The following is a 23,632-nucleotide window of genomic DNA, read 5'->3' on the forward strand; positions in this document are numbered from 1 at the left end:
AACTAAGACCGTAGCGGAATCCGTCCAGCCACCGCAGCCCTGGCTGGTCGTGTTCGATGGATGGCGGTGAATCGCGTCGCACCTGCGAGCCGTTCGGACGGGAATCCGACCCGAACGGCCCCGCGACCGCGCGTCGCCGCCGTCGACACTGGACCGCCCGACTCCGCCAACCCCTGTCTGACGGCTCGGTCAGGCCGGCTCGGACCAGGCGGTCTGGATCAACTGCTGGCCGTCGCGTCGACGGACGAGCGTGCCCCGCCCGGGCGGCTGCGGACTCGGACGCAACGTGCCGAAGACCGCGCCCTCCTCCCGGTTGCCGGACATGAGCAGGCCCGGCGAGTCCAGCTCGCGCAGTCGTTGCAGCACGGGTTCGTAGAGCGCCCGGGACACCCCGCCGACCCGACGCGTGACGATCAGATGCAGACCGATGTCCCGGGCCTGCGGCAGCAGCTCGTGCAGGGCACTCAGCGGGTTGCTGCCACCGGAGGCCACCAGGTCGTAGTCGTCCACCAGGATGTAGAGGTCGGGGCCCTTCCACCAGCTGCGGTCCCGCAGCTGGGCGGTGGTCACGTCCGGGCCCGGCAGCCGGTTGGACAGCGCGCTACGGATCGAGCCGAGCCCCTGCGCGAACGCCTGGTTGGACGGCGCGTAGTCGAGCAGGTGATCGCCCTCCACCGCGCCCAGCAGCCCACGGCGGTAGTCGGCGATCACCAGCCGCGCCTGGGCCGGCGTGTACCGCTCGGTGATGCCCCGGGCGATCAGCCGCAGCAGGTTGGTCTTGCCGCACTCGGCGTCGCCGAAGACCGTCAGGTGCGGCTCGTTCGCCAGATCCAGGTAGACCGGCGCGAGCGCCGACTCGTTGACGCCGATCGGCAGGCCGGGGGCCGACCGGTCGATGATCCGGGCCAGCTCGGACACCGGCAGCCGGCGGGGCAGCAGCCGCACCTTCGGCGCCGGGCGCCCCGGCCAGTTCGCCGCCACGTGCCCGGCGAGCGCGACCGACGCCTCGCTCAGGTCCTCGATGTCGCGCCGACCGTCGATCCGCGAGATCGCGGTGAGGAAGTGCAGCTTGTCCCGGGTCAGACCGCGACCGGGCGACTTCTCCGGCACGTTCATCGCCGAGCGCCGGTCGATCTCGGACTCCGCCGCGTCGCCCAGACGCAACTCCAGCTTGGTGCCGAGCAGATCACGCATGTTGATCCGGATCTCCGCCCAGCGCACCGCCGTGAGCACCACGTGCACCCCGAAGCCGAGGCCCCGGTTGGCGAGCGTCGTGATGGTCTGCTCCAGCTCCTCGTAGTCCTGGCGCAGGGTGTTCCAGCCGTCCACCACCAGGAACACGTCGCCGAACGGGTCGTCGGCGAACTCGCCGGCCGCCCGGCGACGGCGGTAGCTCGCCACCGAGTCGATGCCGTACTGGGCAAAGCGCGTCTCCCGTTCGTCAAGCACCGCGACGACCTCGGCCACCGTGCGCCGCACCGCCTCGATGTCGCGCCGGCCGGCCACCCCGGCCATGTGCGGCAGGCGTTCCAGGCTGCGCAGCGCGCCACCGCCGAAGTCCAGGCAGAAGAACTGCACCTCACGCGGCGTGTGGGTGAGCGCCAGCGAGGCCAGCAGCGACCGCAGCATGGTGCTCTTGCCGCTGAGCGAACTGCCGACGATGACCACGTTGCCGCCGGCGCCGGCCAGCTCGACCATCATCGGGTCGCGGCGCTGCTCGTACGGGCGGTCGACCACGCCCACCGGCACGGTGAGGCGACCCCGGCCCGGCCAGGACGCCGTGCACAACCCGTAGGTCGGGTCGACGGCCAGCGGGCCGAGCAGCTCGCCCAGGCCCGGCGGTTCCGCCAGCGGCGGCAGCCACACCTGGTGCGCGGGACGGCCCCGGCCCTTGAGCTGGTCGATCAGGACGTCGAGCATCGCGACGGCCTTGCCGTCGGCCGGCTGCTCCGGCTCCGGCATGGCGTCCACCGACACCTGCGTGGCCTGCGCCGGGATGAAATTGACGCCGTACGGCACGATCCGGCGCTGCACCAGGGCCTGCGACGCGGAGGCCTGCTGGCCGGGCGCCCGGTACGGCCCCGAGACGTACGCGGCCCGGAATCGCAGCATGGTGCTGGTGTCCGTCTTCAGGTAGCCGTGCCCGGGCGCGTTCGGCAGCTCGTACGCGTCCGGCACGCCGAGCACGATCCGGCTCTCCACCGCCGAGAACGTCCGCAACCCGATCCGGTACGACAGGTGCGTGTCCAGACCACGCAGCTTGCCCTCCTCCAGCCGCTGCGACGCCAACAACAGATGCACACCGAGCGACCGACCCAACCGGCCGATCATCACGAACAGGTCGATGAAGTCCGGCTTCGCCGCCAACAACTCACTGAACTCGTCACAAATGATCAACAAGCTCGGCATCGGCGCCAACGGCTCACCGGCCGCCCGCGCCTTCTCGTACTCGAACCGGGACACGTAGTTGCCCGCCGCCCGCAACAACTCCTGCCGGCGCACCATCTCACCGGCCAGCGCGTCACGCATCCGGTCGACCAACGGCAACTCGTCGGCCAGGTTCGTGATCACCGCGCTGGTGTGCGGCAACGCCTCCAGGGAGGCGAACGTCGCGCCACCCTTGAAGTCCACCAGGACGAAGTTCAGCTCCTCGGACGAGTGGGTCACCGCCAGCGCCGCCACCACCGTACGGAGCAGCTCGCTCTTGCCGGAGCCGGTCGCGCCGATGACGAGGCCGTGCGGGCCCATACCCTCGTGCGCCGACTCCTTGAAGTCGAGTTCGACGACGTTGCCGTCCGGGCCGACGCCGAGCGGGATGCGCAGCCGGTCCCGGTGACCGCGCGGCCGCCAGGTCTGGTGCACGTCCACGGCCGCGGCGTCGCCGACGCCGAGCAGGTCGGGCAGTTCCGTGCTGCGGGCCAGCGGCTCCTCGTTGCTGGTCTGCTGCTGCGACAGCCGGTACGGCGCGATCTGCCGGGCCAGCCCCTCGGCGGCCTCGGCGGTGAGCCGGTCGGGCCGGCCGAGCCGCGAGGACGAGCTGCCCCGGATCAGGTCGAGGGTGGTGCCGTCGCCCACGTCCAGGCAGAGCAGCCAGCGGCCGGCGTCGCGCGGCACCGTCCCGGAGAGGTCGATCAGGGTGACACCGAGCAGCCCCTGGCCCACCAGCTGGCAGGTCGGGGAGATCTCGCCACCGTCGACCACCACGACCACGTGTGGCGCGGTGGTCAGCGCCTTGGCCTCGGCGGCGAACCGGGGTCGCCCGGCCAGCTCGCCCGCGAGGGACTCCTCGGCCTCGGCCAGGCTCGCGAAGACCAGCCGACGTGCGCCGGCCGCGTCCGTGCGGCCGCTGTGGTGGGCGTGGGGAAGCCACTTCACCCAGTTCCAGGCGGGCTGCCGGTCGGGCGCGGCGACCACGGCGACGACCAGGTCGTCCGGGGCGTGGAACGTCGCCAGTTGGCCCAGGGCCGCCCGGGTCAGGTCGAGCACGGGCTCGCGGTCGCCGCGCAGCACCACCCGGCTGAACGCGCGCACCGACAACGCGGTGGGCAGTTCGGGCACAGTGGTGTGTGCGCGGACGAACCGACGCAGCGCGATGGCGCTCATCGGTTCCAGGTCCTCGACCGGCTTGGTCTCCGGGGGGACGATCTCCACGGCCAGCCGCTGCGGGCCGAGCGCGATCCTGGTCTCACCGAAGTCGGGCTCGGTGATCCGCCGCTCCCACAGCCGGCGTGACGCCGCGATCGACCAGAGCGCGTCGGGCTCGGGGTGCCGCCAGTTCATCGCGTCCCGCTGCTGGGCCGCCGCTCGCCGGGTGCGCTTGCGCATCTGCGCCAGGTAGCGCATGTAGTCGCGGCGGTCGGCGTTCAGCTCGGCCTTGTCGTTGCCGCCGTTGCTGAGCGAACCGATGGCCATGCCGAGCATCGAGACGCCGAACAGGCCACCCGCGACGTACGTCATCATGCCGCCGCCCCGGCCGGCGTAGAGGAACGCCATCGCACCGACACCGCAGACCATCGGCAGGATCATGAGCAGTTGCCCCATCCCGCGGGGCGTCGGCTCGGGCAGCTCGGGCGGGGACTCCAGCACCACCTCACCGCGCGGCAGGGCCGGCCCCGGCTGGCGCGGAGGTCGGCGGAACACGACCGTGCTCACGGCTGTTTCCTCCCCAGAAGCGGCCCTGCTGTCGTGCCGGCGCGGCCCGAAGCCCGCGGGTGGGCACTGTACGTGCCCGTCATCGTAGGTAATCTCCCGTGGGCGCGGTGCACCCGCACCGCGGGATCCCGGCCCGCCGATCGTAGATGGACACCAGGAGGCCACTGTGGCGACGAAGACGGCGACCGGTGGTCTGAGCCGGATCACCATTGTGGCCCCTCGTACGCGGATGGATCTGGCCCTGCCGTCGGACGTGCCGATGGCGGACCTTCTGCCGACCCTGCTGCGCTACGCCGGTGAGGACCTGGCCGACGACGGGGTGCGGCACGGCGGCTGGGCGTTGTCCCGCCTGGGTGGTGCACCTCTGGACGGTGGTCGTACGGCGGCGCAGCTCGGTGTCCGCGACGGCGAGGTGTTGTACTTCAACCCCCGGTCCGCCTCCGCTCCGGAGGTCGTCTTCGACGACGTGGTGGACGCGGTCGCCACCGCGACCACCCAGCGGCCGGGTTCCTGGCAGGTCGGGGCGACCAGGTCGTTCGCGGTGCTGTTCGCCGCGGCGGCGTTCGGCGCCGGCGCCCTGGCCGCTCTGTTCACCGGCCCTCCCCACCTGCCCGGCGCGCTGGCCGCCGTGCTGGTCGCGGTGGCGCTGCTGGTCGGCGCCGCGGTGCTCGCCCGGGCGGCGGGTGACAGCGGGACGGGCTCGGTGCTGGCGATGGTCGGGCTGGTGTACGCGGGCACCGGTGGCCTGCTGCTGCTCGCCGGTGACCGCAAGCTGACCGAGCTGGCCAGTCCGCACGTCCTGCTCGCGGCCACGGCCGTGGTGGTCGCCGGGGCGGTGGCCGTGGTGGCCGTCGGTGACCGGTACCCCCTCTTCTTCGCCGCGATCGGGGTGGGCGCGGGGACGGGTCTGGGCGCGCTGCTCTGCCTGACCCTCGACCTCGACGCCGCCGCCGGGGCCGCGATCGTGGCGGCTGTCGCGTTCGGCGTGGTGCCGGCGCTGCCGATGGTGGCCTACCGGCTGGCCCGGCTGCCGGTGCCGTCGATCCCGACCGGTCCGGACGATCTGAAGACCGACAGCGAGTCGGTGAACGGGCGGCAGGTGCTCGAGCGCAGCGACCGGGCGGACCAGTTCCTCACCGGTCTGCTGTGGACGGTGGCGGTGCTCGTGCTGGGCGCGCAGCTGGTGCTGGCCCTGGACGGCCGCCTGCCGGCGGTGCTGCTGTGCCTGGTGCTGGCCCTGCTGTCGTTGCTGCGGGCGCGACCGCTCCTGGGTCGGGCCCAGCGCGTTCCGGTGCTGCTCGCCGGCACCGTCGGGCTGGGCCTGGCCGCCGCGGCGACCTTCGCCGGTGGGTCGCTCGCGGTCCGGCTCGGCCTGGTCCTCGGTGGGCTGCTGCTGGCGGCAGTGGTCAGCCTGATCTATGGCCTGACCGTCGCCGGCAAGCGCATCTCGCCGGTGTGGGGTCGGCTGCTCGACATCGTCGAGATCATGCTGATCATCGCGCTGGTGCCGCTGGCCGTCTGGGTCTGCGGCCTGTACGGCTGGATCGTCAACCTGCGGCCCTGACCGGGGAGCAGTCAGCTCGCCGTCAGCGGGACTGCCGCCGGCCGGCGCCCACGGGCGCCGACGCGACAGGCGCGCTGGCGTAGACGCCCGGGCCGTGCTGCCCGTCCAACGGCCGGGCCGGCGTGCCCGCGCGGTGCGCGACCTCCCGGACGACCTTGACCAGCGCCTCGACGTGGTTGTCCATGGCCGCGACCCGGAGCAGCGGCGTCGCCATGCGCCCGCCGGGCGCCACCGCGGCGGCCACCGTGTGCGAGGGGGCCGACGTTGCGGTGATCGCGTCCACCAGCGGACCCAACGGCGCGTCCGGGCGGCCCCGCAGGGTCAGGCAGCGGTGCGTCCAGCCGCCGCCGCCCAGCCCCCGCCAGCTCTCCGTCGGCGGCTCGGGCACCAGGTCCAGCCCGGCGGCCGACACCACTGCGGCGCGCAGCTCGTCGCGACCCAGCGGCCGGTGGGCCAATCCGGCTGCCGTCAGCGCCTTGCCCAAGCGGCCGATGCCGGCGGCCAGCGTGCGGTGGACACCGGCCAGTCCGCCGCCTCGGCTCACCGTCTCGATCCGTGCGTCGTGGACCGTGAGCCGCAGCGCCACCCAGACGGTCCGGTGCGCCGCCGGCGGCGCACCGGGGGCCGGATACCAGACCAGGGTGTGCGCGACCACCTGGGCCCTGGACACCGGGGCCGAGAAGTCGGCGAGCACCCGCAGGGCGCGGTCCACGGTCGCCGCGTCCACCGAACCGACCGCGTCACCGGTGGCCGGTTGCAGCGCGACCGCGGCGAACCAGCCCTGGTCGTCCTGCCCGATGCCGAGCCGGGTGCCCCGGTCGGTCAACTCGATGACGCCCAGCTCGGGTGCGAGCGCGGCCAGCCGGGGGTCCACGGCGGTGCCGTCGGCCAGCGCGACCGCCGCCCGCTCACGGCGGTGGCGCAGCCGGCGACGCAGCAGCACGTCGTCGAACCACCAGCGACCGCCACGGCGGGCGAACGCGGCCACCACGACCGCCACCGCCAGGGCGGCGACCGTGGCGAGCAGCCAGCTCGGCCCGGCCGTCGCGGCCCAGACGGCGATGGCGCACACCTCGAGTACGACGAGCTGGCCGACCAGCACCGGACCGATGCGACCCCGGACCGGCCGGTCGGCCGCCGGGGTGACCCGCGCCGGGACGTCGGACGGCCTCGTGACCGCTCGGGCGGGTGGCGCCTGAACCTGCGTCATCGCTGACAGTCCCTCCTGGACGGTACGACTCTGCGCCGGGTCGGCCCGGCACCGATCCGGCGGCGGCCCCGAGGACCCGCCGTCGGCCCCTTATCGTAGGGAAGCCCGCGACGGCACCCCGAGGACATCGTCGCGGATCCACCCCGCCGGAGGTAAGTCATGCGGACCCGCCGCGATCAGGTGCAGGCGTACCGCTTCGTCACCCGTCGGATCGTCTCCGCGCTCGTGTCGGGCGATCCGGAGACGACCAACCTGCCGATGCGACGGCTCGGCATGGCGGTCTTCGGCAGTGTGATCGCCGCGGCGGTGGTGCTCGGTGGCGTCGGCGCGTACGGCCAGTTGACCGGGAATGCCGCGCCGCTGGAAGAGAACACCCTGGTCATCGAGCGGGAAACCGGCGCGACGTACGTGTTCGCCGAGGGCGAGCTGCATCCCACGCTGAACTACGCCTCCGCACGGCTGATCCTCAACGAGCCCGACCCCGCGGTGCGCACCATGTCCCAGGCCGCGCTGCGCGACCGGCCACGGGGGCACACCGTCGGCATCGTCGGCGCACCCGACGCGTTGCCGGACCGCAAGTCGTTGACCGGCCTGCCGTGGTCCGTCTGCGACGTGCCCGACCCGGCCGACCCGCGCCACTCCACCACCCGCGTCGTGATCGACCGTGCGTTGCCCGGCGGTGCGCCGCTCGGTGACCGGGCGGTGCTGGTCACCGTGGACGGTCAGCGGCACCTGCTCACCGGCAACTCCCGGTTGGAGGTGCGCGGCGGTGACCAGGCGGTCGCGGCGCTGCGGATGACCGGCACGGCGCCGCTGCCGGTCGGGCAGCAACTGCTCAACGCCATACCGGCCGGGCCACCGCTGCGCAAGCCGTCCCTGGCCGACATGGGCGAGCGCAGCGGGCTGAGCGTGGCCGGCCGACCCGCGACCATCGGTCAGGTCTTCCAGGCGGCGGGGCAGCACTACGTGCTCGCGCGGGAGGGTCTCGTCTCGATCAGTGAGATCACCGCCCTGCTGCTCATCAGTGGCGGCGGTCAGATCACCGACATCACGCCGGACCAGGCCGGTCGACTGTTGACCGAGCAGCGGCTCGACGCGGACGGCATGCCCCGGACCCTGCCCACCCTGTACCAGGCCCGGGCCGGGCAGACGCTGCTCTGCGCGACGTACCGGGCCGGCGCCGCCGGTGGTCCCCCGACCACCACGCTTGAGGTCTTCGACCGGGCTCCGGCGGAGTTGACGGCGGACGAGCCCGGCTCCGTGCCGGTGCGCCAGACCAACCGGGACACGGTGCGTACGGCCGAATCGGTGCTGCTGCCCGGCGGCAAGGGCGTACTGGCCCAGGCCGCGCCCGGCGCCGGCACCAGCGGATCCGGCGCCGCCGGCGCGACGGTCTACCTGATCAGCCCGCAGGGTGTCCGGTACCCGCTCGGTTCCGCCGAGACGCTGGGGGCGCTCGGCTACGAAGGGGTCACTCCGCTGGCGGTTCCCGGCTCGCTGCTCGCGTTGATCCCGACCGGGCCCACGCTCAACCGGGAGGACGCGCTCGTGCAGTTCGCACCGGGTGACGCGTCGGCGTCCGCGTCAGTGCCGCAGCCGACGTCGTCCACGCCGGCCACTGTCGCCCCGACGAGCGGGGGCACGGGCGGCGGGTCGCCCGGGGCATCGACCGGCGCCGACGACTGACCCGTTCGGACGGGTCGCCCCGTGTCGCAGCAGTGGACTAACCTTGGTTCGCTGACGGTTGTCAACCAGAACGACGGGGATGTTGCCATGACCGGGCGTACGGAAGTCGACCTGCTGTCCCTTGAGGACTTCCACCAACACCTGACGTCGCGGCTGAGCCAGGCCGAGTCGGTGCTGCGCAAGCTCAACACCGAGATGCAGTGCAGCCCACCGGCGTTGGGATCGTTCACCGACGCCACCCAGAATTCGCGCCGCTACAGCGAGGTCCACCAGTCGTACGTGGAGCAGGCCGAGCGGCTCCGGCAGGCGGTGGTGGCCGCGCAGCAGGCGACCAGCACCATCCTGGCCAACTACCGCACCGCCGAGGCGCGTAACGCGGCCAACGCCACCGACATCACGGCTGCGCTGACCGGTGTCGACCGGGCGTTGCAGCCGAAGGGGGACGGCAGTGTCTGAGTACACCCAGCGCTACCAGGACAAGAGCCACCGCGAGTTGTACGACGCGGTGATGGCCGGCAAGCCGGAGCAGATCGACGGGATCGCCGCCCAGTGGGCCGCCCTCAAGGGCATCCTGGACGGTCTCGGCCGGGAGCTGAGCGGCGACCTCGAAAAGCTCGGCCACACCTGGACGGGCTCGGCAGGTCGGGAGTTCCAGCGCCGGCTGACGCTGATCGTCGACCACTCCGACGCGCTGGGCGAAGGCATGGCCGGCGTCAAGCAGGGCCTCACCATGATGGCCGGCCAGCTGCGCACCGCGCACAAGCAGGCCGAGAGCCCGGAGGAGACCGACGACAACGACAAGGCCGTCTCGGGCGCGCTCAAGGGTGCCGCCTTCGGCCTGCCCGGTGCCGTGGTCGGGGGCATCATGGGCCACCAGCAGGACAAGGAAGAGCAGGAGAAGGCCCACCAGCGGATGGTGAACGTGGTGGCCGAACTGGCCGCCGGCTACGACCTCTCCGCCTACGACCGCGTGGTCGACCCGCCCCACCCCCACCCGGAGACTCCGCGGACGACCAACCAGGACCGGCCGACGCCGCGCAGCGGCCCGGCCACCACGACGCCGTCGGCCGCTCCGACCGCCACCGGCCTGACCGCGCACACGGGCGGCGCCACGGTCACGACGCCCGACGGGGTGGCACCTCCGCCGGCCGGCGGGGGCGGTTCCGTCCCCGGCCACGACGGCGGCACCTCGGTTGTCGTCATCGGGCCGGAGGGCTCCGGCAGCGACCCCGGCGGCACCACCTCCCTCGCCGGCGCGGACCCGCTGCTCGGCGGGGCCCTGCTCACCGGCGGGGCGGCCGGCCTGGCCGGGCTGTCCGGGCCGGCCACCACCGTGGCTGCCAGCGCCTCGGGCGGGCCGAGCCTGCTCTTCGGGGCACCGGGCGGGGCGCCGGCCGGTGGCGTCCTGCGCACCTCCGCGCTCGCCGGGTCGAGCAGCACGCCCACCACGGCGGCCCGGCCGACCGGCGGCGCTGCCGCCGCCGAGAACCGTTCCGCCAGTGGCGTCGGGCGGAGCATCGACGGCCGCCGCGGTGAGACCGGTCGGGCGGCAGCGGGTGGGCGGCAGGGTCTGACGGGCAACGGCCGGGGTGGCAACCGCCCCGGGGTGCTCGGCGGGCACGGTCGCCCCGAGGACGACGAGTCCGACGAGCGGCTGACCTGGCTGACCGAGGACGAGATGGTGTGGCAGGACGGCGGGGACGCCGCGCCACCGGTGCTCGGCACCGCCGGCTGACCCGCCGACGGCGCCCAACGCCGCACGAGACACCCGAGTGACCCCTGCCGCCTGTCGCGGCGGGGGTCACCGTGTTCCGGCCCCCGGCCGTCGTGCCCGGAGGCGGTGTCGCCGCAGGTCACCACCGTCCACAGTGTTCACGGTGGTGGCGGTCACCACCGTTGCGCCCGCTGTCGTGCTGCGCCACGGCGGCTCGGGCGATAGGTTGGTCGTGTGTCGTCCGCAGCCCTGGTCCGCCCAGCCCGGTGGGCAGTGCTGTGGTCACTGCGGGAGCTGACCCGGCTGGCGGTCACCGCACTGGTGCTCGCTGTCGGTCTCGGCGGCGCGCTCGCCGCGACCCCGCCGTCCGCCCAGGCCCAGCTGCGGCCCAGCGCCGTGAGCAGCCGCGTGGACGCCGTTCGACCCGAGGCCGTCGCGGCCACCGAGCGTACGAGCCAGCCGGCCGCGCCCCGGCCGGGCAGCGAAGCAGTCGTCGCCGCGCCGACCCGGCCGGTCCTCGCGGGCGCGCAGCACGCGCCGGCCGTTGAGCCCGGCCGCGGCACCCCGCCCCGACGCGGCCCTCCCGCCAGCTGAACCAGGCCGTCAGGCCACCCGACGCTCCCCGCGACCCGGCTCCGGGTCGTGCGTCCGGGTGCCCGGGTCGCCGCCGACCGGCGCTACCCGCAGCCAGACCCGATCCGGCTCCCGACCTCCCGCCCAGCGGGGATCGGCCCGAGCCTGGGGCGGCCATCCGCAGCTCACCCCGACCACTCGGAGCCCGGCGCGTCGACACCAGTCGAGCGACCGGCCCGGTGCCGTCAGGACCCATCCGTCGATACCGTCGTTCGACCGCGAGGTGCTGATCATGCAGACCGTCCTCTCCGCCGTCCTGCCCGACGTGCCCCGGGCCGCCGCCATCTGGCTGAGCCTGCTCGGGGTGGTGGTCGTCGCCGTCGCCGCGCTCCTGCTGCGCCCCGGCCGGCTCCGACTCGACCCGGCCGTCCGGATCCGCAACGCCGCCATGCCCAGCCAACTCGAACAGGCGCTCCAGGAGCGGGAGCAGAGCCGCTACGCGCAGGAGGTCACGGTGGCCGCCGAACGCGCCACCACCAGCGCCCAGCGTCGGCGGGCCGAGTGGGTGGCCGCGCAGGAGACCGTCGAAGCCGCCTGGCAGGCGCTGGAGGCGGCCGAGGCGGGCGTACGGCGGCTCGGTGGGGCAGCCGCGATGCCGCTTCCGCAGACCGTCCGGACCCCCGCCGAGTACGCCGACCGCGAGCGCTACCTGCACCGGGCCGCGCTGGACGCGTACTGGCGGCGGGAGCTGTCGGTGGAGCAACTCAGCGACGTCTTCGCGCACCGCGACGGCTGGGACCCGCGGCTGCACCCCGTCGAGCAGGAACTCGTGCTGCAGCGGGCGATCCGCGACAACCTGGCGGCCCGGCACGTCGCCGCCCAGGAGCGGGAGCAGGCGGCCTGGCGGGCCGCTGAGCTGGCCGTGGCGGCGGCTCGCAGCCTCCGCGAGGAGGCTCACGCGGCGACCGGGCGGCGGGTGGCGGAGTCGGCGTCGGTGCTGCCACTCAGCGAGGTGCTCCGGCCATCGACCGAGCAGACCCGGGAGAACGCGGTGGTCGCCCGGGGTCGGGCGGCGGTGCCCGCGTTCTGACTCGGCGGCCGGGTGGTTCCGGTTCGCCGCGACACGGCGAACCGGGCCGGGCCGGCGCTTGTGGGTTAGCGTGACGGCATGTCCCGACAGGCGTGGGTCCTCGTGGTGATCGCCGGCATCCTGGCCCTCGCCACACTTGTCGGCGCGGTGGTGCTGGCGGTACGGCTGGTGCGGACGAGGCGGCTGCTGACCGGGCTGGGCGCGGGCGGAAAGGTCGCCTTCTACGGGGCGCTGATCTACACGATCTTCCCGGTGGACATCCTCCCGGACCCGATCTACCTGGACGACATGGGCGTTCTGGCCGGCGCGCTGATCTATCTCACGCGGCTCGTGCACAAGCGCCGGGCGGCCGGCCGTCGACTGCCCGGGCAGCCGGACGCACCGCCGGATCCGGACCGCGCCCGCTCCGTACGATGATCGAGGTTGGTGCGCAGGACGGGGGACGCGTGGCGGGCGATCATCGGCTGGACATCCGCGACGACCGGGTGGCCGCCTTCTGTGCGGAACGGCACCTGGCGACACTTACCACCCTGCGCGCCGACGGCACCCCGCACGTGGTGCCCGTCGGGGTCACACTCGACGCGGCGGCCGGGCTGGCCCGGGTGATCACCTCGGGTACGTCCCGCAAGGCCCGCCAGGTGGCCGCCGCCGGCGCCGACGGCACTCCGGTGGCGGTCTGCCACGTGGACGGGCGCCGCTGGTTGACGATCGAGGGCCGGGCGGTGCTCCGGTCGGATCGAGCCGCAGTCGCGGAGGCCGAACGACGCTACGCCGAGCGGTATCGGACCCCGCGCCCGAATCCGGAGCGCGTGGTCATCGAGATCACCGTGACCGGGCTGCTCGGGAGCCTCTGAGCCACACCGGCACACTGTCCGCTTTGCGACGCCATGCCCGTTTCGGGCCGGCTCGCTGTCGCATGCCGTCTCGCGGAATCCCGCACCGCCGGTAGCCGTTACACCTGGTCACGACGCCCCAGCGGCAGCCGGCGACGGAATGCCGGCCGAAGCAGGGCCGTTACGTCCCCGGTACGCACGGCCGAGACCGCCACGGAGGCGGCACACCCCCGAACGGAGACTCGACCATGAACCCGATCGTGCAGAAGAGCGGTCTGTCAGTCGTCGGCCTGCTGGTCGCCGGCGGTTGCGCCCTCGGCCCCGCCGTCGCCGCGCAGGCGGCCCCCGCGCAGGTCGCCCCGGCCTCGTCGAGCCAGTCCAACCGGAGCGCGGAGCGCATTCTCGACGTCGACTACCAGGCCCAGCCGAACTTCTTCTACTGCGGCCCCGCCGCGACCCGGATCGCGCTCTCCGCGCAGGGCAAGGCGCTGTCCCAGGACGAGGTGGCCAAGCGGCTCGGCACCACGGAGGCGGGCACACCGTCGGCCCTGGACACCACCCGCGTGCTCAACGAGCTGACCGGCGGTCGCTATCGGACCACCGAGATCCGTGATTCGGTGGCCCGACCCGACCAGGTCGAGCAGCTGCGCCGGGACGTCCTGGCCGCGATCGACGCCGGCCGGCCGGTGGTGGCCAACATCAAGGGCACGACCGTGGACACCGACGGCAACCCGCACTCGTACGAGGGCGGCCACTACCTGACGCTCGTCGGCTACCGCGACGGCGGGGACGACATCCGCGTCGCCGACCCGGCCGACCCGGCGCTCGGCGAGTACTGGATGAGCCTGCCGAAGGTCGCCAACTGGATCGCCGAGCGCGGCTACTCCTCCTGATCCTGACGGTTCACCGGGCCGGTCTCTTCCTCGCGGAGAGGCCGGCCCTGTCGTCGCGCCTGCGGGCCGCCTGGTTCGCTCGCCGACGCGCCCGGGTGGCCCGAGTCGCCCGGGCGCGGTGCAGATGACGCCGGGGCGGTGGGGAGATGGCCGCCTCGCCGGCACCTGCCGCCCTGCGCACGATCCGGTTGGCGTCGTCGGGGTCGCATCCTGCCGCCCGGAGCAGGTCGCTGGCCGCGGTGCGCAGGGCGGTGACGAGGGCGTCGCCGAACGACCTGACCCCGATGGCGGATGCCCGTCCGGCCAGCTCGGCAGTCTCCTCGACCAGCTTCCGGGTGCACTGCGGGATCTCGCCGACCCGGCACTCCGTCCGCATCTCCGCCACCGCCCGTCCCAGCCGGGCGATCGCGTCCGCCAGCTCCGACGGGAGCGGTTCGTCGTACTGCAGGGCGGTCGTCGACCAGCGGGCCATGACGGTGCTGTCCAGCAGGAGCCGCTCCAGGTGCGACGCGCTGCGGGCGTACCTGTGGAACTGTTGGCGGCGGTGCCAGCGTGCCGGCGCGATGGTGACGACCTCCTCGGCCCCGCTCAGCGAGTCGTGCAGACGTCCCACGTCACCCTCGGTACCCCGCAGCCGCTCCAGGACGCGCTGCGACCGGTCGCCGTCGCGTTGCCGTACGGCCTGTGCCAGCTCGGCGAGCTGTTCGCAGAGAACGGCGAAGATCGGCGCGGCGGCGCGGTCCAGCACCCGAAGGGGATTGATCGGCAGCAGCAGCGCCACCACCACGAGACCTACCGCGCCGCCGACGAGCGCGTCGAAGATCCTCGGCAGCTCCAGGCCACGCTGCATCGGGGCCAGCGTGGCGATCAGCACCGCCGTACCACCGGCCTGACCGACAAGCGCGCCGCCCCTGCCGGCCACCAGCAGCGCGCTGGCGATGGCCAGGGCGACCACCACACCCGTCTGCCACGGCCCGGAGCCGAGGAAGAAACGCAGCGTGTCACCGATGGTGATGCCGAGGCCCACGCCGAACAGCAGCTCGAAGGTACGGCGGGCGCGCTGACCGATGGCGGTCGCGATCGTACCGACGGCGGCGGCAGGGGCGAAGACGTGTGCGCCGGGGCCGAGGAAGTGCTGGGCGATCAGGGCGGCGAGCGTGGCGGCCAGCCCGGCCTGGATCGAGATGATCAGGGTGATCTCCCACTGCCGGGCACGGACCTGCCCGGCCTGCCCGCCGCGGTGGCGTACCCGCTGGACCACCTGCCCGCTCCGCTCGGCGGCCTCGCCGAGCCGCGACCGGTCCCGGTCGGCTGGTGGGCGGTCGTCGGCCATGGCGGCGGTTACCCCGAGGACGTCCGACCAATCGTGCCCCTCCGTCCCGCGCGCACCAGAGGACACCGCCGGCACCAGCCGTCAGGGCGACCACCGACCACGGATCGCGCCGTCAAATCCATCGGCGACCGTAGGTTTGCCCGACCGCTGCGGGGTACCAGGGGCCACACACCCACCGACCGCAACCGGTAAGGGGCCCAGATGAACAATCCACAGACCACCGGCGACGAGGATGTCGTCGACATCCTCATCGCCGACCACCGCGAGGTCGAGACCCTCTTCGTCGAGCTGGAGACGCGCCAGGGCACGCCCGAGTACCGCCGCCAGCTCACCGACGTGGTGATCGCCGAGCTGGTCCGGCACGCGGTGGCCGAGGAGGCGTACGTCTATCCGACGGCGCGCAAGGCACTGCCCGACGGCGACCAGATCGCGGACCACGAGATCGACGAGCACGCCGACGCCGAACGGACGATGAAGGACCTGGAATCGGTCGACCCGTCCGACAGCCGCTTCGACGAGCTTCTCGCCCATCTGACCAGCACCATCCGCCACCACGTGCAGGACGAGGAGAACGACCTCTTCCCCCGGCTGCGCGCCGCCACGGCTCGGGAGGAGCTGGTCGAGCTGGCCGGGAAGGTGACGGCGTTCAAGAAGATCGCGCCGACCCGGCCCCACCCGAACGCGCCGGACCACCCCCCGGCGAACAAGCTGCTCGCCCCCGGCACCGGCATGATCGACCGGATGCGTGACGCACTGCGCGACCGGCCGACGTCGATGGACGAGCTACGCGAGAAGCAGCAGCGCTGACCGACGTACCGTCCGACAGGGACGATCCCGGGCCGCCGACACCTCGGCGGCCCGGGAGACGTCCGGTTCGTCAGCGGACCTGGTCACCCTCACCGGTCCGCGCCTGCGCCTGGTCCACGCCCTTGTCGATCTGGTCGTCGTACTTGCCGCCAGTGCGCTTGTCGGCCATGTCGCCGGCCTTCTCCATGCCCTGGTCGACCTGCTTGTCGTGCTTGTCCGCGACGTCCTTGGCCTTGTCCATGAAGTCACCCACGGCGCTCCTCCTCCTCGGGTCGTTCCCATTCGCGTTCCCTAGGCCTGTCGGCGCAAACACCGACGGTCCGGACGGGGATGGTGAAGGCCCGGCCGATCGGCCCGCGCCGACGTACGATCCGCGCGGGCGGGACGCCCCGGACCGTCCGGAACGCGCCCGTCACTTCCGAGGGCGAGCCGAGCGTTGGCGCGATTCGGGTGTCGGCGCAGCGCCGGCCGGGTACCGACCTCGCCGAGATCGAGGAGGGCCGACATGACGGCAGACGAACCCGGGGCGGACGCCGCGCCGACAACCGGCACCGCGTCCACGACCGGCGCCGCGTCCACAACGGGCACCGCGTCCGCAACGGGCACCGCCGCGACGACCGGCGGCACCGGGCCGCGCCAGGCGTGGGCCACCCTGCCCTGGCTGGTCCGGACCGCGGTGCTGTGGAGCGCCTGCCTGGTGGTGATCATCGCCGGGCTCTACCTGCTGGGTCGGATCGCCGTCCTGCTGGCCCCGCTGGCCATCGCCCTGGCCGCCACCATCTTCCTCACCGCGCTGCTCGACCCGGTGCTGCTCCGGCTGCGTCGCCTGCGTCTGCCGGCGGCACCTGCCGCGCTGCTCACCGTCCTGCTGCTGCTCGGCATCCTGGTGGGGGTCGGCGCGCTGGTGTGGAACCTGACCGCCAGCCAGTTCGATCAGCTCAGTCAGGAGCTGACCCAGGGGCTGGACCGCAGCCGCGACTTCGTCACGTCCACCCTGCCGGTCAGCGACGCCCAACTCGACAAGCTGATCGACCAGGCTCGCGAGGGTCTCAGCGGCAGTTCGCCGGACCCGGTGTCGGGGGCCCGGACGGCCACCGAGGTGCTGGGTTCCGCGCTGCTCGCCCTGGTGCTGCTCTTCTTCCTGCTCAAGGATGGCCGGTCGATGTGGCACTGGGTGCTGTCCCGGATGACCGGTCCCAACCGGTCGCTGGTGGCCGAGGCCGGCCGGGGTGGCTGGCAGACGCTTGGCGCGTACAGCCGGGGCACCATGCTGATCGCCGCGATCGACGCGATAGGCATCGGGCTGGCCCTGGTGCTGCTGGGGGTGCCGCTTGCCCTGCCGCTGGCGCTGATCACCTTCCTCGGCGGCTTCGTACCGATCATCGGGGCGACGGTGGCCGGCGCGGTGGCGGTGCTCGTGGCGCTGGCGGCCAACGGGCCGACGACGGCCCTGCTCACCCTCGCCGCTGTGGTCGCGGTGCAGCAGATCGAGGGCAACCTGTTGGAGCCGCTGGTCATGAAGCGCCAGGTGCGCCTGCACCCGGCCGTGATCCTGGTGGCGGTCACCGCCGGCACCCTGATCGCGGGCATCGCCGGCGCCTTCGTCAGCGTTCCGATCACCGCTGTCCTCTGGCGGGTCATCGACACCGTCCTGCGCCACCGCTCCACCCCGGACGCGCCGGCACTCTCATGAGCGGCGCGGCGCGGCTGTCGTCCGGGCGAGATGGGTGGTGAACCAGGTCCCGGCGTGTTCGGCGACCTGGTCGAGCGCGCCGGGCTCCTCGAAGAGGTGGGTGGCACCCGGCACCACCCACAGCTTGCCGACCTCCCCCAGCTCGGTGAGCGCCTGCTCGTTGAGCGTGATCACTTCCTCGTCGAGGCCGCCGACCAGCAGCAACGTCGGGGTACGCACCTGGGCCAGGGCGGCGCCGGCCAGGTCGGGTCGGCCTCCCCGGGAGACCACCGCGCCCACCCGGTCGGCCCGGGACGCGGCCGCGACCAGCGCGGCGGCGGCGCCGGTACTGGCACCGAAGAGACCGATCGGCACGTCACCTGCGGGGCGTTCGGCAGCCAACCAGTCGACGATCCCGGCCAGCCGGCTGGCCAACATCCCGATGTCGAACCGTAGTTCGGCGGTGCGGGTGTCCAACTCGTCCTCGGCCGGGGTGAGCAGATCCACGAGCACTGTGGCGAGGCCCCGACCGGTCAGCGTCCGGGCCACCGCGACGTTGCGCGGGCTGTGCCGCGAGCTGCCGCTGCCGTGCGCGAACAGCACCACGCCGACGGGCCGTGCGGGCAGCATCAGATCGGCGGGAAGCTCGACGCCCCGGACCGGAATGCTCACCGTGCTGCGCTCTTCGTCCATGCCGCACCTCCGCGTGCTCGCCTCTGGGCCCGCTTACCCCGCCCGCCGCGTCGCACGCGCGCCTGCGGCCCGCCGCATCGCGCGCGCACGCAGCCCGCGCCCGCCACGCCGCAGCGCCCGCAGGCCGCCGCGTCGCACGCGCACGCAGGCCGCCGCGTCGCACGCGCACGCAGGCCGCCGCGTCGCACCACAGGGACGGCGTTTGCCGGGTGGGCCGCCGGGTACGCGACGACCGACCGCAGACCGTGTCGGCGCACCCGCGCCCCGACGGATCGCGAGGATCACCATGGCCAAGCAGCAGATCTCCCGGCAGCAGCAGATGGCCGAGCGCGCCCAGCGTGAACAGGACGCGGAGCGCAACCAGGACTTCGGGGACCAGGCCGCCTCGGCCCGGCTGCCCGACGATCCCAAGGCGGCCGCGCCGCGGGACGCCATCGGACGGCCCTCGACCGGCGAGCCGGTCTGACGTACGCGCGTGGCGGCCGGGGCGGGAACACTCCCGCCCCGGCCGTCACTGCTCGTGCTCGGGCAGCCGCAACAGCGGCGACCGACCCGGTGGCTGCTCCGGCGGCGGTCCCGAGGGTTTGGCCGGCGGCACCGGCACGGTCACCGGCTCGTCGCAGGTGACGCGCAGCATCTGGTCGTGGTGGCGTAGCTCCACGACGTCGTCCGGGCCACCGTGGCGCAGCGAGTACGTCGTCTGGTGCGGCCGGACGTCCACCCGCAGCGCCAGCCCGCGCCACTGGAGGGAGAACTCCAGGCGGGTGAGCCGGCTGGAGAGCCGGGGCGCGAACGACAGCTCGTCGTCGTGATCGCGCAGCCCGCCGAGCCCGCCGACCAGGGCGAGCCACGCGCCGGCCAGCGACGCCATGTGCACGCCGTCGCGCGTGTTCTCGTTGAGGTCGTGCAGGTCCATCAGCGCGGCCTCGCGCAGGTAGATGTGCGCCAGGTCGGGATGGCCCACCTCGGCTGCCAGCACGGACTGGGTGCAGGCCGACAGCGACGAGTCCCGGACGGTCCGTCGTTCGTAGTAGAGGAAGTTGCGCACCTTCTGCTCGGGGGTGAACGCGTCCCCCCGCCAGTGCATGGCCAGGACCAGGTCGGCCTGCTTGACCACCTGTTTGCGGTACAGATCGAAGTACGGGTAGTGCAGCAGCAGCGGGTACTTCTCGGCGGGCGTGTGCGGGAAGTCCCACTCCTGCAGCCGGGTGAACCCCTCCACCTGCTGGTGCACGTCCAGCTCGTGGTCGTACGGCACGTGCATCGAGGTCGCCGCGTCCCGCCAGCTCGCCGCCTCCTCGTCGGTGACCCCGAGGTGGAACGCCTCGTCGCGGTAGCGCATCACGACCTCGGCGGCGGTGAGCAGGTTCCGCTGGGCCATCAGGTTGGTGTAGACGTTGTCGTTCTTCACCGCCGTGTACTCGTCGGGGCCGGTGACACCGTCGATGTGGAACTGGCCGTGCCGGTCGTGGTGCCCGATCGAGCGCCACAGCCGGGCGGTCTCCACCAGCAGCTCCAGCCCGATCTCCCGCTCCATGACGGTGTCCCCGGTGACCAGCACGTACCGGCGGACCGCGTCGGCGATGTCGGCGGCGATGTGGAACGCCGCGGTGCCGGCCGGCCAGTACCCGGAGGACTCCGGCCCCTCGATGGTCCGCCAGGGAAAGGCGGCGCCCTTGAAGCCGAGCGTCTCGGCCCGTTCCCGGGCCTGCTCCAGCGTGCTGTGCCGCCACTGCAACGCGCTGCGCACCGCGCTCGGCTGGGTGTACGTGAGCACCGGCAGGACGAACATCTCGGTGTCCCAGAAGGCGTGCCCGTCGTAGCCGGGACCGGTCAACCCCTTCGCCGAGATCGGCCGCTGCTCGGCTCGGGCACCGGCCTGGAGCACGTGGAACAGACCGAACCGTACGGCCTGCTGGATCTCCGGATCGCCCTCGACCAGCACGTCGGCCGCGTCCCAGAACCGGTCGAGGTAGTTGCGCTGCTCCCGGTGCAGGCCGTCCCAGCCGTCCAGCCGGGCCCCGGCGAGCGCCGCGCCGACCTGGTCGCGGAGCGCGGGCAGCGAACGGCGGCTGGACCAGCTGTACGTCAGGTACTTGACCACCCGCAGCTTCTCGCCGGGCCGGAGCACGCAACCGATGGTGGTGCGTACCCAGTCCTCGTACCCCTCGGACTCGATTGTGGTGTGGTCCGGGCCGTGCACCTCGTGCTCCATGGCGGCGGCCACCCGCAGCCCGGAGACCTTGGTGCGGTGGATCAGCTGCCCGCCGTCCGGGGTGGTCAGCTCCTCCTCGGCCTGCAGCGGCGATTCCAGCACGGCCGCTACCCGGGGGTCCTTGCTCTGCGCCGGGAGTGACTCGTTGGCGACCAGTTCGGACTGGACGATCAGCCGCAGCGGGCCGTCGACGGCCTCCACCTCGTAGCTGATCGCGGCGACCGACCGCTGGGTGAACGACACGAGCCGGGTGCTGCGAACCTTGACCTCGCGGCCGGCCGGCGAGCGCCAGTGCAGCTCCCGGTGCAGGGTGCCGGCCCGCATGTCGAGGACCCGCTCGTGCGACAGCAGCTCGCCGTAGCGGACGTCGAGCGGTTCGTCGTCGACGAGCAGCCGGATCAGCTTGCCGTTGGTGACGTTGACGATGGTTTGCCCGGACTCGGGGAACCCGTAGCCGGCCTCCGCGTACGGCAGCGGACGCAGCTCGTAGAACGAATTGAGGTAGGTGCCGGGCAGGCCGTGCGGCTCGCCCTCGTCGAGGTTGCCGCGCAGACCTACGTGCCCGTTGGAGAGCGCGAAGACCGACTCCGACTGGGCGAGCACGTCCATGTCCAGCCGGGTCTCCCGGATGTGCCAGGGCTCGACGGGATAGGCCCGTTCCCGGATCACGCGAGACCCCGGTCGCCGGTTGGCGTCCGGCCAGCGGTGTCGCCGGCGGGACGTGGTGCCGGCGGCTCGGCGTCGCCCGCGTCGAGCAGGTCGGCGAGATCCTTCACCACGATGTCGGCGCCGTGTGCGAGCAGTTCGTCGGCCTGTCCGACCCGGTCCACACCGATCACGTACCCGAAACCGCCGGCCCGGCCGGCGGCCACCCCGGAGAGCGCGTCCTCGAAGACGGCGGCCTGGGTGGGGTCCACTCCGAGGATCCTGGCCCCGGCCAGGAAGGTGTCGGGCTGCGGCTTGCCACGCAGCTTCTGCTCGCGGGCCACAATCCCGTCGACCCGCGCCTCCAACAGGTCCTCCAGGCCGGCCGCGGCGACCACCTCGCGCCCGTTCGCGCTCGCGGTGACCACCGCCCGACGCAGCCCGGCGGCGGTCGCCGCCCGCAGATAGCGCACCGAACCCGGGTAGACCTCGACACCGGAGGTGCGCAGTTGTTCCAGCAGCAGGACGTTCTTGCGGTTGCCGACACCGTTGACGGTGTCGGCGTCCGGCGGGTCGTCGGGGCTGCCCTCGGGAAGCACGATGCCCCGGGAGGCGAGGAACGACCGGACGCCGTCGGCGCGGGGCCGGCCGTCGACGTAGCGGTTGTAGTCCGGGCCGGGGTCGAACGGCTGAAAGGGTTCTCCGGTCGTCGTGGCGCGCTGCCGCAGGAACTCGTCGAACGTCTTCGTCCAGGCGGCGTTGTGCACCCGGGCGGTCTGCGTCAGCACACCGTCCAGATCGAAGAGACAGGCGGTCACATGAGCAGGTAGGCCCAGCACGGTACGAATCTAACCACCCGGCCGGGCCCGCAAACCCGTTTTCGGCCGCCCGTGGCGTGGCTCAGTTCGGCCGTAACGTCCAGATCACCGTCAGTGCGGAGGTGGGCGTGCCGTCCTCGGTGGCGATCTCCACCTCGACGGCGAACTCGGGCCGCCGACCGGACTCCAGCTCGGCGATCACCTCCGGGGCGGGGCGCGCGAGCCGCGCGGTGGCCAGCACCGGCCCCCGGGCCACCTTGCGGTAGGCGATCTCGGCCCGGACGGCGAGCGGCACGCAACGGTCGAGCAGCTGCCCGAAGGCGGCCAGCACGACCGTGCCGGAGGCCGTCTCGCCGAGCGTGAACATCGCCCCGGCGTGCGGGCCGCCGATGTGGTTGTGGGTGGCCGGCGCGTCGGGAAGCCGGACGACGGCCCGCACCCCGCCGTCCGCCTCCGGTGCCACCTCGACGAATTCGATGCCGAGCGTCCGGGCGAACGGCACCGCTTCCAGGATGCCGGCCGCCACCTGGCGGGAGTCGATGGTCATAGCCCGACGTTACTTGTCGGTAACCAAGGGCGGCAACCAGGGTTTTCCCGGCAGTCGTTTGGGTCAGAGGTTGGCGATCGTCCGCAGGATCTCCGCGTAGAAGTTGCCGTCGATGCTACGGAAGAGCGAGAAGTCCTGACCCGGGTCACCGAAGAACGGCCGCAGCGTCCACGCCAACTGGGTGCCGACGAACCCGAAGAGCAGGATCCAGATGTAGAGCAGCGTCATGCTGGCCGGCCGCTGCGTCGGCTCGCCGCGCCGGGCCGGCGGGGTGGCCCACGGGCGCTGCGCCGCCGGGTAGCCGGGCGGGAACGAGCCGGGGGCCGGTTGGCCGCCCCACTGGGCCGGGACGTGCGCCGGCGGCTGGGCCGCGGGCTGCGCGGTCGGCGTCGCGGCGGGCGTGGCACCGTTCGCGGCCGAACCCGCCACCGCGGCTCCCGCCGACACGGCGACCGGCTCGGCACCCGCATCGGCGGTCGGGGCCGCACCGGCGGGCACGCTGACCGGCACCGCACCGGCGGGCACCGCAGCCGGCACCGCCGGCGTCTGGGCGTTGACCTCGCCCGCGGTCGCGGCCGTGGGGACCGCCGGGGCGAGCAGGCCGTGGTCGTTGAGCACCTGCATCCCGCCGGTCAGAAAGCGCAGCCCGACCAGCGCCGACAGCGTCAGGATCGCGACGTTGAGCAGCTTGAAGAAGCCGTAGTCGGGCGCGGTGATCAGAAAGAACAGGCTGATCGGCGCGAACGCCACCGCGAGCATCGAGGTGACCGTGATCGCGACCATCACCAGCGCCAGCGACTGGCGCACCGACAGTCGGGCGCCGAACACCAGGTTGAACAGGTAGAGCGTGGGCAGGCAGATGGCCAGCGTGACCAGGAACAGCAGCGGCAGCTTCAGCGCGGACGTGAGCGCCATCAGCGGGCTGTGGAACGCCCCGAGCACCGCCCCGTAGCAGGCGAGCGCGATGGCGGAGCTGGCCAGCATCCGCCCGGTCAGCGCGTTGAGGTCGCCCTCGGCCACGATCTGCTGCCAGATGCCCTGCCGGTCGCGCAGGATGCGCTCGATGACGAGCGGACTGGGACGGTCACCCGACACGGGTGTTCCCCTCTCGGTGTGTCACATACTGGACTAGGTGGGCAGACGGTAGGACACCGGACGGACCTCCCGCCACCCCGCTACGGCGTGGC

General features: G+C 73.3%; 21 protein-coding genes. 12 read left to right on the forward strand and 9 right to left on the reverse strand.

All coding sequences use genetic code 11. The features are described from left to right. Positions 1 to 189 precede the first annotated feature (189 nt). Entirely contained in the window at positions 190 to 4,152 is a 3,963-nt protein-coding gene (eccCa, locus tag AB0B39_RS04385) for a type VII secretion protein EccCa (protein ID WP_357490959.1), read from the reverse strand. A 166-nt stretch (positions 4,153 to 4,318) separates the two neighbouring features. Here eccCa and eccD point away from each other — a divergent pair, with 166 nt between their 5' ends. Beyond that, positions 4,319 to 5,716, forward strand: coding sequence for a type VII secretion integral membrane protein EccD (gene eccD, locus AB0B39_RS04390; RefSeq protein ID WP_357490961.1), 1,398 nt, complete (start codon positions 4,319 to 4,321; stop codon positions 5,714 to 5,716). A gap of 22 nt (positions 5,717 to 5,738) precedes the next feature. Here the strand turns inward: eccD and AB0B39_RS04395 are convergent, their stop codons facing one another. Further along, on the reverse strand, positions 5,739 to 6,926 hold the full coding sequence (locus AB0B39_RS04395; RefSeq protein WP_357573481.1) for a type VII secretion protein EccE: 1,188 nt from the start codon (positions 6,924 to 6,926) through the stop codon (positions 5,739 to 5,741). A 159-nt stretch (positions 6,927 to 7,085) separates the two neighbouring features. On the opposite strand from AB0B39_RS04395, the gene eccB reads away from it, so the two are divergent. The 8 genes from eccB to AB0B39_RS04435 all read left to right on the forward strand — a co-directional run bounded on the left by eccB (position 7,086) and on the right by AB0B39_RS04435 (position 13,715). Then, positions 7,086 to 8,612, forward strand: coding sequence for a type VII secretion protein EccB (eccB, locus tag AB0B39_RS04400; protein WP_234590048.1), 1,527 nt, complete (start codon positions 7,086 to 7,088; stop codon positions 8,610 to 8,612). 87 nt (positions 8,613 to 8,699) lie between these two features. Further along, positions 8,700 to 9,068 carry a hypothetical protein gene (locus AB0B39_RS04405; RefSeq protein ID WP_234590050.1) on the forward strand — a complete coding sequence of 123 codons (369 nt, stop codon included), beginning with the start codon at positions 8,700 to 8,702 and terminating at the stop codon, positions 9,066 to 9,068. Then, a complete protein-coding gene (locus AB0B39_RS04410) occupies positions 9,061 to 10,347 on the forward strand; it encodes a WXG100 family type VII secretion target (RefSeq protein WP_357573482.1) in 1,287 nt (428 codons plus the stop codon). The genes AB0B39_RS04405 and AB0B39_RS04410 overlap by 8 nt, the downstream gene beginning before the upstream one ends. A gap of 213 nt (positions 10,348 to 10,560) precedes the next feature. Next, positions 10,561 to 10,920 (forward strand): hypothetical protein, encoded by a 360-nt coding sequence (locus tag AB0B39_RS04415; protein ID WP_357573483.1) that lies wholly within the window; start codon positions 10,561 to 10,563, stop codon positions 10,918 to 10,920. 271 nt (positions 10,921 to 11,191) lie between these two features. Then, positions 11,192 to 11,989, forward strand: coding sequence for a hypothetical protein (locus AB0B39_RS04420; RefSeq protein WP_357573484.1), 798 nt, complete (start codon positions 11,192 to 11,194; stop codon positions 11,987 to 11,989). A 78-nt stretch (positions 11,990 to 12,067) separates the two neighbouring features. Next, positions 12,068 to 12,406 carry a YkvA family protein gene (locus AB0B39_RS04425; RefSeq protein ID WP_234590059.1) on the forward strand — a complete coding sequence of 113 codons (339 nt, stop codon included), beginning with the start codon at positions 12,068 to 12,070 and terminating at the stop codon, positions 12,404 to 12,406. Continuing rightward, entirely contained in the window at positions 12,403 to 12,843 is a 441-nt protein-coding gene (locus tag AB0B39_RS04430) for a TIGR03618 family F420-dependent PPOX class oxidoreductase (RefSeq protein WP_357490973.1), read from the forward strand. The genes AB0B39_RS04425 and AB0B39_RS04430 overlap by 4 nt, the downstream gene beginning before the upstream one ends. A 227-nt stretch (positions 12,844 to 13,070) precedes the next feature. Beyond that, the gene (locus AB0B39_RS04435; RefSeq protein ID WP_234590074.1) at positions 13,071 to 13,715 is read left to right on the forward strand and encodes a C39 family peptidase; all 645 of its coding nucleotides are present in this window, start codon (positions 13,071 to 13,073) and stop codon (positions 13,713 to 13,715) included. A gap of 10 nt (positions 13,716 to 13,725) precedes the next feature. Here the strand turns inward: AB0B39_RS04435 and AB0B39_RS04440 are convergent, their stop codons facing one another. Then, a complete protein-coding gene (locus AB0B39_RS04440) occupies positions 13,726 to 15,048 on the reverse strand; it encodes an FUSC family protein (protein ID WP_357573485.1) in 1,323 nt (440 codons plus the stop codon). Positions 15,049 to 15,249: 201 nt separating this feature from the next. Between AB0B39_RS04440 and AB0B39_RS04445 the strand changes: the two genes are divergently transcribed. Beyond that, complete coding sequence (locus AB0B39_RS04445; RefSeq protein WP_357573486.1) at positions 15,250 to 15,855, forward strand: hemerythrin domain-containing protein; 606 nt, start codon at positions 15,250 to 15,252, stop codon at positions 15,853 to 15,855. 70 nt (positions 15,856 to 15,925) lie between these two features. Here the strand turns inward: AB0B39_RS04445 and AB0B39_RS04450 are convergent, their stop codons facing one another. Further along, complete coding sequence (locus tag AB0B39_RS04450) at positions 15,926 to 16,108, reverse strand: antitoxin (RefSeq protein WP_007454882.1); 183 nt, start codon at positions 16,106 to 16,108, stop codon at positions 15,926 to 15,928. 252 nt (positions 16,109 to 16,360) lie between these two features. Here AB0B39_RS04450 and AB0B39_RS04455 point away from each other — a divergent pair, with 252 nt between their 5' ends. Then, the gene (locus AB0B39_RS04455; protein WP_357573487.1) at positions 16,361 to 17,548 is read left to right on the forward strand and encodes an AI-2E family transporter; all 1,188 of its coding nucleotides are present in this window, start codon (positions 16,361 to 16,363) and stop codon (positions 17,546 to 17,548) included. Here AB0B39_RS04455 and AB0B39_RS04460 read toward each other — a convergent pair. Further along, positions 17,543 to 18,220, reverse strand: a complete 678-nt coding sequence (locus AB0B39_RS04460; protein ID WP_357573488.1) for a dienelactone hydrolase family protein — start codon at positions 18,218 to 18,220, stop codon at positions 17,543 to 17,545. The genes AB0B39_RS04455 and AB0B39_RS04460 overlap by 6 nt on opposite strands. 286 nt (positions 18,221 to 18,506) lie before the next feature. Between AB0B39_RS04460 and AB0B39_RS04465 the strand changes: the two genes are divergently transcribed. After that, entirely contained in the window at positions 18,507 to 18,686 is a 180-nt protein-coding gene (locus AB0B39_RS04465; protein ID WP_234591596.1) for a hypothetical protein, read from the forward strand. Between the two features lie 45 nt (positions 18,687 to 18,731). Here AB0B39_RS04465 and AB0B39_RS04470 read toward each other — a convergent pair whose 3' ends face one another. The 4 genes from AB0B39_RS04470 to AB0B39_RS04485 form a co-directional block, all read right to left on the reverse strand. Continuing rightward, the gene (locus AB0B39_RS04470; RefSeq protein WP_357573489.1) at positions 18,732 to 21,104 is read right to left on the reverse strand and encodes a glycosyl hydrolase family 65 protein; all 2,373 of its coding nucleotides are present in this window, start codon (positions 21,102 to 21,104) and stop codon (positions 18,732 to 18,734) included. Then, the gene (locus tag AB0B39_RS04475) at positions 21,101 to 21,919 is read right to left on the reverse strand and encodes a beta-phosphoglucomutase family hydrolase (protein ID WP_357573490.1); all 819 of its coding nucleotides are present in this window, start codon (positions 21,917 to 21,919) and stop codon (positions 21,101 to 21,103) included. The genes AB0B39_RS04470 and AB0B39_RS04475 overlap by 4 nt, the downstream gene beginning before the upstream one ends. A 61-nt stretch (positions 21,920 to 21,980) precedes the next feature. After that, complete coding sequence (locus AB0B39_RS04480) at positions 21,981 to 22,445, reverse strand: DUF4442 domain-containing protein (RefSeq protein WP_357573491.1); 465 nt, start codon at positions 22,443 to 22,445, stop codon at positions 21,981 to 21,983. Positions 22,446 to 22,508: 63 nt separating this feature from the next. Continuing rightward, complete coding sequence (locus AB0B39_RS04485; RefSeq protein WP_357573492.1) at positions 22,509 to 23,540, reverse strand: hypothetical protein; 1,032 nt, start codon at positions 23,538 to 23,540, stop codon at positions 22,509 to 22,511. Between the last annotated feature and the right edge of the window lie 92 nt (positions 23,541 to 23,632).

Source organism: Micromonospora sp. NPDC049114, assembly GCF_040648635.1.
In the GTDB taxonomy this organism is placed as follows: Bacteria; Actinomycetota; Actinomycetes; order Mycobacteriales; family Micromonosporaceae; genus Micromonospora.

Bases quoted from the DNA above. Each gene is read 5' to 3' on its own strand.
- AB0B39_RS04395 (WP_357573481.1), bottom strand. From the start codon at position 6,926: ATGACGCAGGTTCAGGCGCCACCCGCCCGAGCGGTCACGAGGCCGTCC.
- eccB (WP_234590048.1), top strand. From the start codon at position 7,086: ATGCGGACCCGCCGCGATCAGGTGCAGGCGTACCGCTTCGTCACCCGT.
- AB0B39_RS04405 (WP_234590050.1), top strand. From the start codon at position 8,700: ATGACCGGGCGTACGGAAGTCGACCTGCTGTCCCTTGAGGACTTCCAC.
- AB0B39_RS04420 (WP_357573484.1), top strand. From the start codon at position 11,192: ATGCAGACCGTCCTCTCCGCCGTCCTGCCCGACGTGCCCCGGGCCGCC.
- AB0B39_RS04425 (WP_234590059.1), top strand. From the start codon at position 12,068: ATGTCCCGACAGGCGTGGGTCCTCGTGGTGATCGCCGGCATCCTGGCC.
- AB0B39_RS04430 (WP_357490973.1), top strand. From the start codon at position 12,403: ATGATCGAGGTTGGTGCGCAGGACGGGGGACGCGTGGCGGGCGATCAT.
- AB0B39_RS04435 (WP_234590074.1), top strand. From the start codon at position 13,071: ATGAACCCGATCGTGCAGAAGAGCGGTCTGTCAGTCGTCGGCCTGCTG.
- AB0B39_RS04440 (WP_357573485.1), bottom strand. From the start codon at position 15,048: ATGGCCGACGACCGCCCACCAGCCGACCGGGACCGGTCGCGGCTCGGC.
- AB0B39_RS04445 (WP_357573486.1), top strand. From the start codon at position 15,250: ATGAACAATCCACAGACCACCGGCGACGAGGATGTCGTCGACATCCTC.
- AB0B39_RS04455 (WP_357573487.1), top strand. From the start codon at position 16,361: ATGACGGCAGACGAACCCGGGGCGGACGCCGCGCCGACAACCGGCACC.
- AB0B39_RS04460 (WP_357573488.1), bottom strand. From the start codon at position 18,220: ATGGACGAAGAGCGCAGCACGGTGAGCATTCCGGTCCGGGGCGTCGAG.
- AB0B39_RS04465 (WP_234591596.1), top strand. From the start codon at position 18,507: ATGGCCAAGCAGCAGATCTCCCGGCAGCAGCAGATGGCCGAGCGCGCC.
- AB0B39_RS04480 (WP_357573491.1), bottom strand. From the start codon at position 22,445: ATGACCATCGACTCCCGCCAGGTGGCGGCCGGCATCCTGGAAGCGGTG.